This window comes from Streptomyces sp. NPDC004539 (assembly GCF_040610055.1).
Lineage (GTDB): Bacteria > Actinomycetota > Actinomycetes > Streptomycetales > Streptomycetaceae > Streptomyces.
In genome coordinates this window covers 229,972-243,898 of the sequence record NZ_JBEXLS010000008.1, presented here as the reverse complement: position 1 = coordinate 243,898, position 13,927 = coordinate 229,972, and the positions used below count along the sequence as shown (strand labels likewise).

The following is a 13,927-nucleotide window of genomic DNA, read 5'->3' as shown; positions in this document are numbered from 1 at the left end:
CGTTCTCGGTGACTGGGAAGGACGGCCCACGCCATGCCCGCAGATCTCGCCGTCATCGGACTCGGCCCCCTCGGCCTCCCCCTGGCCCAGGCCGCGGTCGCCGCAGGCATCCCCACGATCGGCTACCGCACCGGCCCCGAACCCGGCTCCCTCACCCCCGCCGAACTGCGCCGGATGCTCGCCGGGGGCTTCCGCATCGTCACCGACCCCGCGGAACTCGGCCGCGTCCGTACGGCGGTGATCTGCGCGCCCACCCCGCGCGACGCGGACGGCGGACTCGACCTCGGCGCGGTGGAGTCGGCCGCGCGCACCCTCGCCGGGCACCTGCGCCCGCACACCACCGTCATCCTCGAATCACCGGTGCACCCCGGGACGACCGAGGACTTCCTGCGGCCCCTGCTGGAGGAGTCCTCGGGTCTGCGCGCGGGGCGCGACTTCCACCTCGCGCACTCTCCCAGCCGCGTCGACCCCGGCAACCGCGCCTTCACCCCGGCCAACACGCCGAAGGTCATCGGGGGCCTCACGCCCGCGTGCACGGAGTCCGCCGCCGCGTTCTACGGCCGGCTCACCGACAAGGTCGTCCGCGCGCGGGGGCTGCGGGAGGCGGAGACCGTGCAGCTCCTGGAGACCAACTTCCGGCACGTCAACATCGCGCTCGTCAACGAGATGGCGATCCTCTGCCACCGTCTGGGTGTCGACCTCTGGGACGTCATCCGGTGCGCCGAGACCAAGCCGTTCGGCTTCCAGGCGTTCCGCCCCGGCCCCGGCGTCGGCGGCCACTCCGTCCCCCTCGACCACCCCGGCGGCCCCCTGCGCATGGTCGAACTGGCCCAGCAGGTCAACACCCGCATGCCCCGGTACGTCGTCCAGCGCGCGGCAGCCCTCCTGAACGAACACGGCAAGTCCGCACGCGGCGCCCGCGTCCTCCTCCTGGGCGTCACCTACAAAGCCGACCTGGCCGACCGCCAGAACACCCCCGCCCACGAGATCGCCGTCCGCCTGATGGAACTCGGCGCCTCCATCAGCTACCACGACCCCCACGTCCCCTCCTGGAACGTCCTCGACCGCCCCGTCCCCCGCGCCGACTCCCTCTACGAGGCCGCCGCCGACGCCGACCTGACGATCCTCCTCCAACAACACCGCACGTACGACCTCCAGGGCCTGTCGGTAAAGGCACAGCTCCTGCTGGACACCCGGGGGGCGACCCCGACGGGGGCGGCGCATCGGTTGTGAAAGGGGGCGCGCGAGGGGAGCGCACTTCCGGGGTTGGTGGCGCACGGCAGGCAGGGGCCAGTACCTTGGGGGCAGGCGGAGTCGGCCGCAGCAGGCACTGGGGCGGACTCATGGATGGGCTACGGGGTGTCCGCCCCTGGGTCTCGCAGGGACGGCCATTCACCATCACGTCTGAAAAGGTGGGAGCCCACCGCAGGGGCTACTGCGGCAGGCTCCCGGATGGTTCATGGGTGTTCCGCCCCTAGCTCTCTTGGGGGCGGCCACTCACCATCCAAACAGCCGCAAGATCCACCTCCTCTTGAACTGGACCATCCGAAGACGGACCTTGTCCCAGCGGGTGGGCTTGCGATGGCGTCCCATGGACGCCCCCTTCCACGATGCCGCCCAGTAGCCCGGTGAACGGCTCGTCTGGAATCGGGCCGGGCCCCGAGGGGACGGGGTCCGGATCAAATCCTTGGAAGGGGGCGCTACCAGAGACCTGGGAGCGCCACGAGAAGGACGCTATCGCCCGGTGATCAGCAGAAACCTTCCGTTAAACCCCGTTCACCACCGCACGCCCCCCACTTCACCTCGCGCGCCCCCACCAAAAGCCTCAAGAAAAACGAAAAGGGGCCGATCACCGCACCTGCGGCGACCGGCCCCTTCAGGCGTCGTGCGACCGGCTACCGCCGGTCCTGCGAGTCCGCGACCACGACCTCGACCCGCTGGAATTCCTTCAGCTCGCTGTACCCGGTCGTCGCCATGGCCCGGCGCAGCGCGCCGAAGAAGTTCATGGAGCCGTCGGGCGTGTGGGACGGCCCGGTGAGGACCTCCTCGATCGTGCCGACGGTCCCGAGGTCGACCTTCTTGCCGCGCGGCAGCTCCTCGTTGACGGCCTCCATGCCCCAGTGGTGCCCCTTGCCGGGCGCGTCGGTGGCACGGGCCAGGGGGGAGCCCATCATGACGGCATCGGCGCCGCAGGCGACCGCCTTGGGGAGGTCACCGGACCAGCCGACCCCGCCGTCGGCGATGACGTGGACGTACCGTCCGCCGGACTCGTCCATGTAGTCCCGGCGCGCGGCGGCGACGTCCGCGACGGCCGTCGCCATCGGCACCCGGATGCCCAGGACGTTGCGCGTGGTGTGCGCGGCACCCCCCCCGAAGCCGACGAGGACGCCCGCCGCGCCCGTCCGCATGAGGTGCAGCGCGGCCGTGTACGTCGCGCAGCCGCCGACGATCACCGGGACGTCGAGTTCGTAGATGAACTGCTTGAGGTTGAGCGGTTCGTGCGCCCCGGAGACGTGCTCCGCGGAGACCGTGGTCCCCCGGATGACGAAGATGTCGACGCCCGCGTCGACGACGGCCTTGGAGAACTGGGCCGTGCGCTGCGGGGAGAGCGCGGCGGCGGTGACCACGCCCGCGTCGCGCACCTCCTTGATGCGGCGGCCGATCAGCTCCTCCTTGATCGGCGCGGCGTAGACCTCCTGGAGGCGGCGCGTCGCCTGCTCGGAGGGCAGCTCGGCGATCTCGTCGAGCAGCGGTTGCGGGTCGTCGTACCGCGTCCAGAGCCCTTCGAGGTTGAGGACGCCGAGGCCGCCCAGTTCGCCGATGCGGATCGCGGTGGCCGGGGAGACGACCGAGTCCATGGGGGCGGCCAGGAAGGGCAGCTCGAAGCGGTAGGCGTCGATCTGCCAGGCGATCGAGACCTCCTTCGGGTCCCGCGTACGGCGGCTCGGGACGACGGCGATGTCGTCGAAGGCGTACGCCCGCCGCCCGCGCTTGCCGCGCCCGATCTCGATCTCAGTCACGTCTGTGGCCTTTCCCTGTTGCGTTGCAGCGCCTCCCAGTATCCCCGACGGGTATGACAAAGGCGGCCCCGGAGTTCCCGGGACCGCCTTCGTCGGGCCTCACGCGCGCGTGGACGTCACTTGCGGCTGTAGTTCGGCGCCTCGACGGTCATCTGGATGTCGTGCGGGTGCGACTCCTTCAGACCGGCCGAGGTGATGCGGACGAAGCGGCCCTTGGACTCCATCTCGTCGATGGTGGCGGCGCCCACGTAGCCCATGGTCTGGCGCAGGCCGCCGACGAGCTGGTGCAGGACGCTGGAGAGCGGGCCCCGGTAGGGCACCTGGCCCTCGATGCCCTCGGGGACGAGCTTGTCGTCGGCGGCGACCTCGGCCTGGAAGTACCGGTCCTTCGAGTACGACTTGCCCTGGCCCCGGGACTGCATCGCGCCGAGTGAGCCCATGCCGCGGTACGACTTGAACTGCTTGCCGTTGATGAACTGGAGCTCGCCGGGCGACTCCTCGCAGCCCGCGAGCAGGGAGCCCAGCATGACGGTGTCGGCACCGGCGGCGAGCGCCTTGCCGATGTCGCCGGAGTACTGGAGGCCGCCGTCGCCGATCAGCGGGATGCCGGCCGCGCGGGCGGCGAGGGACGCCTCGTAGATGGCGGTGACCTGCGGGACGCCGATACCGGCGACCACGCGCGTGGTGCAGATCGAACCGGGGCCGACGCCGACCTTGATGCCGTCGACACCGGCGTCGATGAGGGCCTGGGCGCCGTCGCGGGTGGCGACGTTCCCGCCGATGACGTCGACACCGACGCTGGACTTGATCTTCGCCATCCAGCTGAGGGCGTTGCTGTTGTGACCGTGGGAGGTGTCGACGACCAGGAAGTCCACGCCGGCCTCGGCGAGCGCCTGGGCGCGCTCCAGGGCCTCGGGGCTGGCGCCCACGGCGGCACCGACGAGGAGGCGGCCGTCGGAGTCCTTGGCGGCGTTCGGGTACTTCTCCGCCTTGACGAAGTCCTTGACGGTGATGAGGCCCTTGAGGACGCCCGCGTCGTCGACCAGGGGAAGCTTCTCGATCTTGTGGCGGCGCAGCAGCTCCATCGCGTCGCCGCCGGAGATCCCGACGTGGCCGGTGACCAGCGGCATCGGGGTCATGACCTCGCGGACCTGGCGGGCGCGGTCGCTCTCGAAGGCCATGTCGCGGTTGGTGACGATGCCCAGGAGCTTGCCGGAGGGGTCGGTGACCGGGACGCCGCTGATGCGGAACTTGGCGCACAGGGCGTCGGCCTCGGCGAGGGTCGCCTCCGGGTGGACCGTGATCGGGTCGGAGACCATGCCGGACTCGGAGCGCTTCACGAGGTCGACCTGGTTGACCTGGTCCTCGACGGACAGGTTGCGGTGCAGCACGCCGACGCCGCCGAGGCGGGCCATGGCGATCGCCATGCGGGACTCGGTGACCTTGTCCATGGCGGCCGACAGCAGGGGGATGTTCACCCGGACGTTGCGGGAGATGCGGGACGAGGTGTCAACCGCGTTCGGGAGGACCTCGGAGGCTCCCGGCAGCAGCAGCACGTCGTCGTAGGTCAACCCGAGAGTCGCGAACTTGTCGGGCACTCCGTCGACGTTGGCAGTCATGACACCTTCCCCAAATGGCCTTGATCGGTGCGGATGTCCATGCTAACGGGAAGCAGGGGCCGCAAATTCCACGGTACGAGGTGACCTCGGGCTTCGTATGTTCGTACGGAACTGACGGGCGACCTGTTCAACCAAGGTGCTCTCGGTAAGGGGCGCGATCCTGGCGGGCGCCTCTTACGTCACTGCTCGGCCAGCGCCCGCAGCCTGCTCAGCGCGCGGTGCTGGGCCACCCGGACGGCGCCCGGCGACATGCCGAGCATCTGTCCGGTCTCCTCGGCCGTCAGGCCCACGGCGATGCGCAGCAGGAGCAGCTCCCGCTGGTTCTCCGGGAGGTTGGCGAGGAGTTTCTTGGCCCAGGCGGCGTCGCTGCTGAGCAGGGCGCGCTCCTCGGGGCCGAGGGAGTCGTCCGGCCGCTCCGGCATCTCGTCGGAGGGGACGGCCGTGGAGCCGGGGTGGCGCATCGCGGCGCGCTGGAGGTCGGCGACCTTGTGGGCGGCGATGGCGAAGACGAACGCCTCGAAGGGGCGCCCGGTGTCCCGGTAGCGCGGCAGGGCGAGGAGGACGGCTACGCAGACCTCCTGCGCGAGGTCCTCCACGAAGTGCCGCGCGTCCCCGGGGAGACGCGACAGGCGGGTGCGGCAGTAGCGCAGGGCCAGCGGGTGGACGTGGGCGAGCAGGTCGTGAGTGGCCTGCTCGTCGCCGTCCACCGCGCGATGGACGAGGGACCCGATCGTTCCCTGGGCACGGACCGCCTCGTCTTCACGCATCGGTCCATGGTGCACTCCGGCCGTCTCGTCCGTGGCGCCGTGTCCTTCGTTGTGCACCGAAGCGTTATGAGCAGGTGCGCCGGAACTCATCCCCCGCGCCCTCCCCTCCCGCTCGGCCGACTCGTCCCCGAGGAACTCCACACCTCAAGCATGCGGCATCCCCGCCGAAACGAGCAGCGCCCCTCCGGAGGACCGGTCCGCACAGCCGGTGTCCGCCGGCTCCCACCACCCCACCCACCAGCGGAGAGTGAGGAGACGACAGGCACCGGAAGCACATCCGAAATGTGTCCAAGATGACTCCTGGGACACCGCCGCGCGGGGTACCGCCGGACCTCCCGGGGCACCGCTCAGCGAACGAGCCCCCACCGGAACCCGAGGGCCACGGCGTGCGCCCGGTCGGACGCGCCGAGCTTCTTGAAGAGCCGGCGCGCGTGCGTCTTGACCGTGTCCTCGGAGAGGAACAGCTCGCGGCCGATCTCCGCGTTGGAGCGGCCGTGGCTCATCCCTTCGAGCACCTGGATCTCGCGCGCGGTGAGCGTGGGCGCGGCGCCCATCTCGGCCGAACGGAGCCTTCGGGGGGCGAGTCGCCACGTCGGGTCGGCGAGCGCCTGGGTGACGGTCGCGCGCAGTTCCGCGCGGGACGCGTCCTTGTGCAGGTAGCCGCGGGCCCCGGCGGCGACCGCGAGGGCCACGCCGTCCAGGTCCTCGGCGACGGTGAGCATGATGATGCGCGCACCGGGGTCGGCGGACAGCAGCCGCCGTACGGTCTCGACGCCGCCCAGTCCGGGCATGCGTACGTCCATCAGGATCAGGTCCGAGCGGTCCGCGCCCCAGCGGCGGAGGACTTCCTCGCCGTTGGCCGCGGTGGTCACGCGCTCGACGCCGGGTACGGTCGCGACCGCGCGGCGCAGCGCCTCTCGGGCGAGCGGGGAGTCGTCGCAGACGAGGACGGAAGTCATGGCCGCCCTCCGCAGCTGATGCGCGTCACCTTGTGCCTCCAGGCTGGTACGTGTTCACCTGTGCGGTCGACCGGCTCGGACATCCGCCCGAGCTTTTGTGTTTCCAACCGCCTCCGCCACTCTCAACGACGGTCACTCGAAAGAGTTACGGGGCTGCGTAGCCTCTTCGGCACTCTACGTGAGGGTGCTCGCGCGGTGCAGACAGGCACAACGGACCCTCGCCGTTTCATCACAACCGGCGCCCCATTTGGACCCTTTTCTTCCCTTCCGGTGGTGTCTGAGGCTAGATTCGCAATGAGTCATATTTTCATCTCCTTAGATCGTAGTTGTACGGTCCATAGGCACCGTATCCGCTCAGCACGGCTACAAGGGGTCACGCAATGGCAGATTTCTCCCGCCTTCCCGGACCGAACGCGGACCTGTGGGACTGGCAGCTCCTCGCTGCCTGCCGCGGGGTCGACAGCTCGCTCTTCTTCCACCCGGAAGGCGAGCGCGGGGCAGCCAGGAGTGCTCGTGAGAACTCGGCCAAGGAGGTCTGCATGAGGTGCCCGGTCCGCGCGCAGTGCGCGGCGCACGCACTGGCGGTGCGTGAGCCGTACGGCGTGTGGGGCGGGCTGACCGAGGACGAGCGCGAGGAACTGATGGGGCGGGCACGCACCCGCCTCGTCACGGCGGCGGTCGAGACGGCCGCCGTGTCGAACACATGAAGGAACGTTTCTCCTGATCGGAGGAACACACGGAGGGCCACGGGGCACGCGCGCGTGCCCCGTCTCACCGTCGTACGACGGCCCGCTCCAGCTCGTCCAGAGTCGCCGCCACCGCGGGCACCCGGGCGAGGTCGGGCAGCGTGAGGGCGACGACCTCGCGCCGGACGGCCGGCTCCAGCACGAGCGCGCGTACGCCACGCGGCCGAACGGACGTCAGGGCCAACTGGGGCAGCACGGCGACCCCGAGACCCGCGGCGACCAGACCGACGACGGACGGATGGTCGTCGGTCGCGAAGTCGATGCGCGGAGTGAACCCGGCGCTCTCGCACGCCCGTACCAACTGGCGGCGACAGCGCGGACACCCCGCGATCCACGGCTCGTGCGCGAGGTCGCCGACACCCACGGCCGCCCCGCGCGCGAGCGCGTGCCGTTCGGGTACGAGCGCGACGAGCCGGTCGGTCAGCAGGGGCCGTACGACGAGGTCGGCCCACTCCTCGGCGTCGGCCGCCGCGCCCACAAGGCTCTCGGGGTCTCCGGGCTTGCCGGGGTTCTCGTACCGGAAGGCCAGGGCGACGTCGCAGTCGCCGTCGCGCAGGAGGGCGACCGAGCGCGGGGGTTCGGCCTCCTCCAGGAAGACGCGGGTGCCGGGGTGGGCGGCGCGCAGGGCGGCCAGCGCGGTGGGGACCAGCGTGGAACCGGCGCTGGGGAAGGAGACCAGGCGGACCCGGCCGGCCCGCAGCCCCGCGATCGCGGCGACCTCCTCCTCGGCGGCCGTCAGCCCGGCGAGGATGCCGGCGGCGTGCCGCACGAGGGCCTCGCCCGCCTCGGTGAGGCGCATCTCGCGCCCGCCCCGCACGAGCAGCGGGGTGCCGACGGCGCTCTCCAGCGCCTTCATCTGCTGGCTGACCGCCGGCTGGGTGCAGCCGAGGGCGCGGCCGGCGGCCGAGAAGGAGCCGGTGGTGGCGACGGCGCGCAGAACACGCAGATGGCGGGCCTCTATCACGGGGGCGAGCATAGCCCTGGCCATAAGTGGCTCTTGGGTATGACAGCCAGAAGTATGTCGACTCTTTGAGGTCCGGCCGCCTACCGTGGACGCATGAAGGTTCTGTCCGTGAATGTGGGGCGCCTGACGCCCGTGCCGTACACCGATCACCCGCAGGGGCTGACCGGCATCGACAAGCGTCCGGTGGCGGGGCCGGTGCGGGTGTCGGCGCCGGGCCCGAAGGGGACGGGCGGCAGCGGCCTCGCCGGGGACGAGATCGCCGACCTGCGCCACCACGGCGGGGACGACCAGGCGGTGTACGCGTTCGCGCGGGAGGATCTCGACGCCTGGGAGCGCGCCCTGGACCGGCCGCTGGCGCCCGGGGCCTTCGGGGAGAACCTCACGACGGAGGGGGTGGACGTGTCGGAGGCGCTGATCGGGGAGCGCTGGCGGATCGGCGCGGATCTCCTCCTGGAGGTCACCAGCGGCCGGGTTCCCTGTCTGACGTTCCAGGGCCACCTGGGCGAGAAGCAGTGGGTCAAGCGGTTCACGCGCGAGGGGGCGCCGGGCGCGTACCTGCGGGTGATCGAACCGGGCGAGGTCCGTGCGGGCGACCCCCTGGAGATCGTCCACCGCCCGGACCACGACGTGACGGTCGCGGTCGCGTTCCGCGCGGTGACCATCGAGCGGAATCTGCTGCCCCGGCTGCTGGCGGCGGGCGAGGCGCTGCATCCGGGAGAGAGGGAGCAGGCCCTGAAATACGTGGCGAAATACGGGGGCTGAAATGACGTCAGAATTACTTTGTCCAGAGTGGCGGAAGGAGTGTCACCAAGCCGTTGCCGTCGGGTTCTTCACCATTGGGAGAGCCCATGGGGAATACGGACGCACACCTTTCGGCCGCCTACGCTTCAGCCATGACAACGGCTCTGATCACAGGATCGACCGCGGGGATCGGTGCCGCGTTCGCGCGGCGGCTCGCGGCTGACGGGCACAACCTGGTGCTGGTGGCGCGCGACACGAAACGGCTGCGCGAACAGGCGACGGAATTGCACGACCGGCACGGCATCGAGGCGGAGGTGCTCACCGCCGATCTCTCCGAGGACGCCGGTATCGAGTCGGTCGCCGTCCGGCTGGGCGACCGCAAGAACCCCGTCGACCTGTTGGTGAACAACGCCGGTTTCGGCAACAAGGGCCGTTATCTCGACGTCTCCATGGCGGACGAGCTGAAAATGCTGAAGGTGCACTGCGAGGCCGTCCTGCGGCTCACCTCCGCCGCCACCGAGGCGATGCGCGAGCGCAGACGCGGCGGCGTGGTGAACGTCGCCTCGGTCGCCGCCTTCCTCCCGCGCGGGACGTACGGCGCCTCCAAGGCGTGGGTCGTCCAGTTCACGCAGGGCGCGGCGAAGGATCTGGAGGGCAGCGGCGTCCGGCTGATGGCCCTGTGCCCCGGCTTCGTGCGCACCGAGTTCCACGAGCGCGCGGGCATGGGCACCGACAACATCCCCGGCTGGATGTGGCTCGACGCGAACAAATTGGTCACCGCGGCGCTCCAGGACCTCGCCCGCGGCAAGACGGTCTCCATCCCGGACCCCCGGTACAAGGCGCTGATGGGGATCGTGAAGGTGACGCCCCGGGGGCTGCTCGGCGGGGTCTCCTCGAAGACGGGGCGCAAGTACGGGCCGCAGTGAGCGGGAAAAGGCCGGAACCCGGCCCCCCTCGGAAAGGGGACCGGGTTCCGGACGCGCGGGGCGCGTGAGGTCAGTGCGAGTGACCGTGGGAGTGACCCGCGGCGGCCGGCTCCTCCTCTTCCTTCTTCTCGACGACCAGGGTCTCGGTCGTGAGGAGGAGGGAGGCGATGGACGCGGCGTTCTCCAGGGCGGAGCGGGTGACCTTGACCGGGTCGATGACGCCGGCCTTGACCAGGTCGCCGTACTCGCCGGTCGCGGCGTTGAAGCCCTGGCCCTTGTCGAGCTCGGCGACCTTGGAGGTGATGACGTAACCCTCCAGGCCGGCGTTCTCGGCGATCCAGCGCAGCGGCTCGACGACGGCCTTGCGGACGACGGCGACACCGGTCGCCTCGTCGCCGGTCTTGCCGAGGCCGTCCTCCAGGACCTTCGCGGCGTGGACGAGCGCGGAGCCACCACCGGAGACGATGCCCTCCTCGACCGCGGCGCGGGTCGCGGAGATGGCGTCCTCCAGACGGTGCTTCTTCTCCTTCAGCTCCACCTCGGTGGCGGCGCCGACCTTGATCACGCACACGCCGCCGGCCAGCTTCGCGAGGCGCTCCTGGAGCTTCTCGCGGTCCCAGTCGGAGTCCGTGTTCTCGATCTCGGCCTTGATCTGGGCGACGCGGCCCGTGACGTCGGCGGAGTCGCCGGCGCCGTCGACGACGGTGGTGTCGTCCTTCGTGACGGTGACGCGGCGGGCGGTGCCGAGGACGTCGAGGTCGGCCTGCTCCAGCTTGAGCCCGACCTCCTCGGAGATGACGGTCGCGCCGGTCAGGATCGCGAGGTCCTGGAGCATCGCCTTGCGGCGGTCACCGAAGCCGGGGGCCTTCACGGCGACGGCGTTGAACGTGCCGCGGATCTTGTTGACGACGAGGGTGGAGAGCGCCTCGCCCTCGACGTCCTCGGCGATGATCAGCAGCGGCTTGGAGCCACCGGACTGGATGACCTTCTCCAGCAGCGGCAGCAGCTCCTGGATGGAGGAGATCTTGCCCTGGTTGATGAGGATGTAGGGGTCCTCCAGGACGGCCTCCATGCGCTCCTGGTCCGTCACGAAGTACGGCGACAGGTAGCCCTTGTCGAAGGCCATGCCCTCGGTGAAGTCCAGCTCCAGACCGAAGGTGTTGGACTCCTCGACGGTGATGACACCGTCCTTGCCGACCTTGTCCATCGCCTCGGCGATGAGCTCGCCGACCTGCGAGTCCTGCGCGGAGAGCGCGGCGACGGCGGCGATATCCGCCTTGTCCTCGATCGGACGGGCGGTGGCGAGGAGGTCCTCGGAGACGGCGGCGACGGCCGCGTCGATGCCCTTCTTGAGCAGCGCCGGGGAGGCACCCGCGGCGACGTTCTTCAGGCCCTCGCGGACCAGCGCCTGGGCGAGCACGGTGGCGGTGGTGGTGCCGTCACCCGCGATGTCGTTGGTCTTGGTCGCCACCTCCTTCACCAGCTGGGCGCCGAGGTTCTCGTACGGGTCGTCGAGCTCGACCTCACGGGCGATGGTCACGCCGTCGTTGGTGATGGTCGGGGCGCCGAACTTCTTGTCGATGACGACGTTGCGGCCCTTGGGGCCGATCGTCACCTTGACCGTGTCGGCCAGCTTGTTGACGCCGCGCTCAAGGGCGCGACGGGCGTCCTCGTCGAACTTCAGGATCTTCGCCATGACAGCGGGTGCCCTCTCGAAAAATCTGCGGATACAAAAAACGCCGCGCCCCCGGCACCCGGCTCCATCAAGGGATCGCGGGGCCAGGGGCGCAGCTGGAAAAACTGAGGTGTCTTACTTCTCGATGATCGCGAGCACGTCGCGAGCCGAGAGGACGAGGTATTCCTCGCCGCTGTACTTGACCTCGGTGCCGCCGTACTTGCTGTACAGGACGATGTCGCCGACCTTGACGTCGAGCGGCAGGCGCTCGCCGTTCTCGAACCGGCCCGGGCCCACGGCGAGGACGGCGCCCTCCTGGGGCTTCTCCTTCGCGGTGTCCGGAATGACCAGGCCGGAGGCCGTGGTCTGCTCGGCGTCGAGCGGCTGGACCACGATGCGGTCCTCGAGCGGCTTGATGGCAACCTTGGAGCTGGCGGTCGTCACGATCCGACCTCCCCCTTCGGAGATCTCACGGGGTTAACTGTCTGAGGTGGCGACCAGGTCGATCCGTCGTCGCGGGTGCCGGACCTGCCCGTCGCGTTGTTGGCACTCTCCAGTGGGGAGTGCCAGACCTGAGACTATGACCGCGATTAGCACTCGGTCAAGCGGACTGCTAACGCCGATGCCGTGGTGACCGAGTTTTTCCCTACCGGTAGTCCTCAAGTCTCCCCACGGTGAGCCCTCGCTCCTGGGCCTCCCGTAGTACCCGTACGGTCCGCTCCCTGAGGGTCGGGCCGCCCGCCTCGTCGGAGTCCATCGCGACGATGTCGCCCGGGAGGAGGCGGTGGGAGCCGTGCGTGTAGGCGAGTCCCCGGGGGGTCATGGCGGCGCGCCAGAGGACGACGGTGGAGATGCCGCAGTCGGCCGCCGCGCGCAGGGTCGTCGTGTCGTACGTGCCGTAGGGCGGGCGGAAGAGGCGGGGGCGCAGGCCGAAGCGGGACCTGAGTTTGTCCTGCTGGCCGCAGATCTCCGCGCGCTGTCCCACGTAGGGGAGGCCGCGCAGGGCGGCGTGGTGGAGGGTGTGGTTCTGGAGGTTGGCGCCGACGGACTGAAGGCGGGCGAAGTGGCCGTAGCCGGGGCCGACGACGCTGTCCGTGAGGAACATGCTGACCGGGAGGCGGAGTTCGCGGACCATGTCGATGAACCGGGGGTCGCGTTCGGCGCCGTCGTCGTAGGTGAGGAAGACGACGGGGTCGGGGGTGGGGATGTGGTCGAGGACCGGGGGGAGGGGGGAGGGGGCGGGGGGCGTGGTACCCGTAGTACTTCCGGGGCTGCCCGGGGTGACGGGGCTGCCCGTAGTACCTCCGGGGGACCCCGTACGACCCGTAGTACCCGCGGCCCCCCTCCCCGGCGCGGGAGCCAGCGGTCTCGGCAGCCCCCAGCGGCGGTACGCCGGCTGCTCGGCGGCCACTCCCGAACGGGCCGCTCCCGAACGGGCCGCCCCCGGACGGGCCCCGTGCACCCGCTCCGCCGCCTTCTTGCCGAGCCGTTCGATCGGGTCGACGGACTGCGCGCAGCCGCTGACGCAGGTCAGGGCCACGAGCAGGACGCCCGCCACCAGCCCCCGCACTCTCACAGGTAGTCCTCCAGGCGTCCCACGGCGTACCCCTTCTCGGTGACCATGTTCAGGAACCGGCGGACCATGTCGGGCATCGTGCCCTTCCAGTCGTCCCGGCCCCGGAAGTGGCTCAGGACGATGTCGCCGGGGTGGAGGTCGCGGTCCCACTCGCGGTACTCCCAGTGGTCGACGAAGACCTCCTCGTCCCAGAGTGGGGCGTACTTCACCCCGCACGCCTTCGCGGCGCGCAGGGTGTCGCCGTTGTAGTTCCCGAACGGGGGCCGGAAGAGCAGGGGCCGCTTGCCGTAGTGCTTCTGGATGACGTCCTGCATCCCGCAGATCTCCCGCTTCTGCCGCTGGTACGACAGACCTGGGAGGTAGGGGTGGTGGAGGGTGTGGTTGTTGAGGACGACACCGGCGTCCTGCATCTTCTTGAAGTACCCGTAGTCCTCCTTGACCAGGTAGTCGGAGAGGAACGCGGTGTACGGGATCTTCAGCTCGCTCATCATCCGCAGGAACGCCGGGTCCTTCTCGGCGCCGTCGTCGATGGTGAGGAAGACGACCTTCTCCTTGGTCGGGACGGTCGTGAACACCGGCGGCAGGCCCAGCTCCTCGTGGTCGTCGACCTCGAAGCCGTCCCGCGTCGTGATCACCGGCTTCTTCGCGGGCGCGGGCGGCGCCGTCAGCGGCACCCGCTTCAGCCCCCACTTCCGCGCCGCCGCGACCCGTGCCGTCTGCTCCGCGCGCAGCCGCTCGGCGGACGACATCGGGGGCCGGGCCTGCGCCGGCCGCCCCGCCGCCTCCTGACCGGCCGCCGGCCGGCTCTCCCCCGCCGGCCGCTCCCCCTGCGCGCAGCCGGAGGCGAGCGTGGCGACCGCGAGCACGGCGACCCCGACCCGGACGCCGGTCATCCCGGATGGCCTGTTCTTGTCATTTTGTCGCACTGATCCCA

At 70.5% G+C, this 13,927-nt stretch carries 13 protein-coding genes; 4 read left to right on the top strand and 9 right to left on the bottom strand.

The window, feature by feature from the left end; genetic code table 11:
- The first annotated feature begins 33 nt into the window (after positions 1-33).
- Entirely contained in the window at positions 34-1,233 is a 1,200-nt protein-coding gene (locus ABZX85_RS19245) for a nucleotide sugar dehydrogenase (protein ID WP_355869542.1), read from the top strand.
- A gap of 662 nt (positions 1,234-1,895) precedes the next feature.
- Here ABZX85_RS19245 and ABZX85_RS19240 read toward each other — a convergent pair.
- The 4 genes from ABZX85_RS19240 to ABZX85_RS19225 all read right to left on the bottom strand — a co-directional run bounded on the left by ABZX85_RS19240 (position 1,896) and on the right by ABZX85_RS19225 (position 6,365).
- Positions 1,896-3,020, bottom strand: coding sequence for a GuaB3 family IMP dehydrogenase-related protein (locus ABZX85_RS19240; protein ID WP_355869539.1), 1,125 nt, complete (start codon positions 3,018-3,020; stop codon positions 1,896-1,898).
- A 116-nt stretch (positions 3,021-3,136) separates the two neighbouring features.
- Positions 3,137-4,639: an IMP dehydrogenase gene (gene guaB, locus ABZX85_RS19235; protein WP_355869536.1), complete on the bottom strand. Its 1,503-nt coding sequence runs from the start codon at positions 4,637-4,639 to the stop codon at positions 3,137-3,139.
- Between the two features lie 179 nt (positions 4,640-4,818).
- Positions 4,819-5,406 carry a sigma-70 family RNA polymerase sigma factor gene (locus tag ABZX85_RS19230; protein ID WP_355869533.1) on the bottom strand — a complete coding sequence of 196 codons (588 nt, stop codon included), beginning with the start codon at positions 5,404-5,406 and terminating at the stop codon, positions 4,819-4,821.
- A 347-nt stretch (positions 5,407-5,753) separates the two neighbouring features.
- Positions 5,754-6,365 carry a response regulator transcription factor gene (locus tag ABZX85_RS19225; RefSeq protein ID WP_003948568.1) on the bottom strand — a complete coding sequence of 204 codons (612 nt, stop codon included), beginning with the start codon at positions 6,363-6,365 and terminating at the stop codon, positions 5,754-5,756.
- Positions 6,366-6,745: 380 nt separating this feature from the next.
- On the opposite strand from ABZX85_RS19225, the gene ABZX85_RS19220 reads away from it, so the two are divergent.
- Positions 6,746-7,072 (top strand): WhiB family transcriptional regulator, encoded by a 327-nt coding sequence (locus ABZX85_RS19220; RefSeq protein WP_355869530.1) that lies wholly within the window; start codon positions 6,746-6,748, stop codon positions 7,070-7,072.
- A 64-nt stretch (positions 7,073-7,136) separates the two neighbouring features.
- On the opposite strand, the gene ABZX85_RS19215 is transcribed toward ABZX85_RS19220, so the two are convergent.
- Positions 7,137-8,075 (bottom strand): LysR family transcriptional regulator, encoded by a 939-nt coding sequence (locus tag ABZX85_RS19215; protein ID WP_355869971.1) that lies wholly within the window; start codon positions 8,073-8,075, stop codon positions 7,137-7,139.
- A 93-nt stretch (positions 8,076-8,168) separates the two neighbouring features.
- On the opposite strand from ABZX85_RS19215, the gene ABZX85_RS19210 reads away from it, so the two are divergent.
- Entirely contained in the window at positions 8,169-8,837 is a 669-nt protein-coding gene (locus ABZX85_RS19210) for an MOSC domain-containing protein (protein ID WP_355869527.1), read from the top strand.
- Positions 8,838-8,968: 131 nt separating this feature from the next.
- Entirely contained in the window at positions 8,969-9,742 is a 774-nt protein-coding gene (locus ABZX85_RS19205; protein ID WP_355869524.1) for an SDR family oxidoreductase, read from the top strand.
- A 70-nt stretch (positions 9,743-9,812) separates the two neighbouring features.
- Here ABZX85_RS19205 and groL read toward each other — a convergent pair whose 3' ends face one another.
- From groL to ABZX85_RS19185, 4 genes are all read right to left on the bottom strand, one after another.
- Complete coding sequence (groL, locus tag ABZX85_RS19200) at positions 9,813-11,438, bottom strand: chaperonin GroEL (protein ID WP_355869521.1); 1,626 nt, start codon at positions 11,436-11,438, stop codon at positions 9,813-9,815.
- A gap of 114 nt (positions 11,439-11,552) precedes the next feature.
- Positions 11,553-11,861, bottom strand: a complete 309-nt coding sequence (gene groES / locus ABZX85_RS19195) for a co-chaperone GroES (RefSeq protein WP_010351749.1) — start codon at positions 11,859-11,861, stop codon at positions 11,553-11,555.
- 202 nt (positions 11,862-12,063) lie between these two features.
- The gene (locus ABZX85_RS19190; RefSeq protein ID WP_355869518.1) at positions 12,064-12,993 is read right to left on the bottom strand and encodes a polysaccharide deacetylase family protein; all 930 of its coding nucleotides are present in this window, start codon (positions 12,991-12,993) and stop codon (positions 12,064-12,066) included.
- Positions 12,990-13,886, bottom strand: coding sequence for a polysaccharide deacetylase family protein (locus tag ABZX85_RS19185; protein ID WP_355869515.1), 897 nt, complete (start codon positions 13,884-13,886; stop codon positions 12,990-12,992). The genes ABZX85_RS19190 and ABZX85_RS19185 overlap by 4 nt, the downstream gene beginning before the upstream one ends.
- Positions 13,887-13,927: the final 41 nt, after the last annotated feature.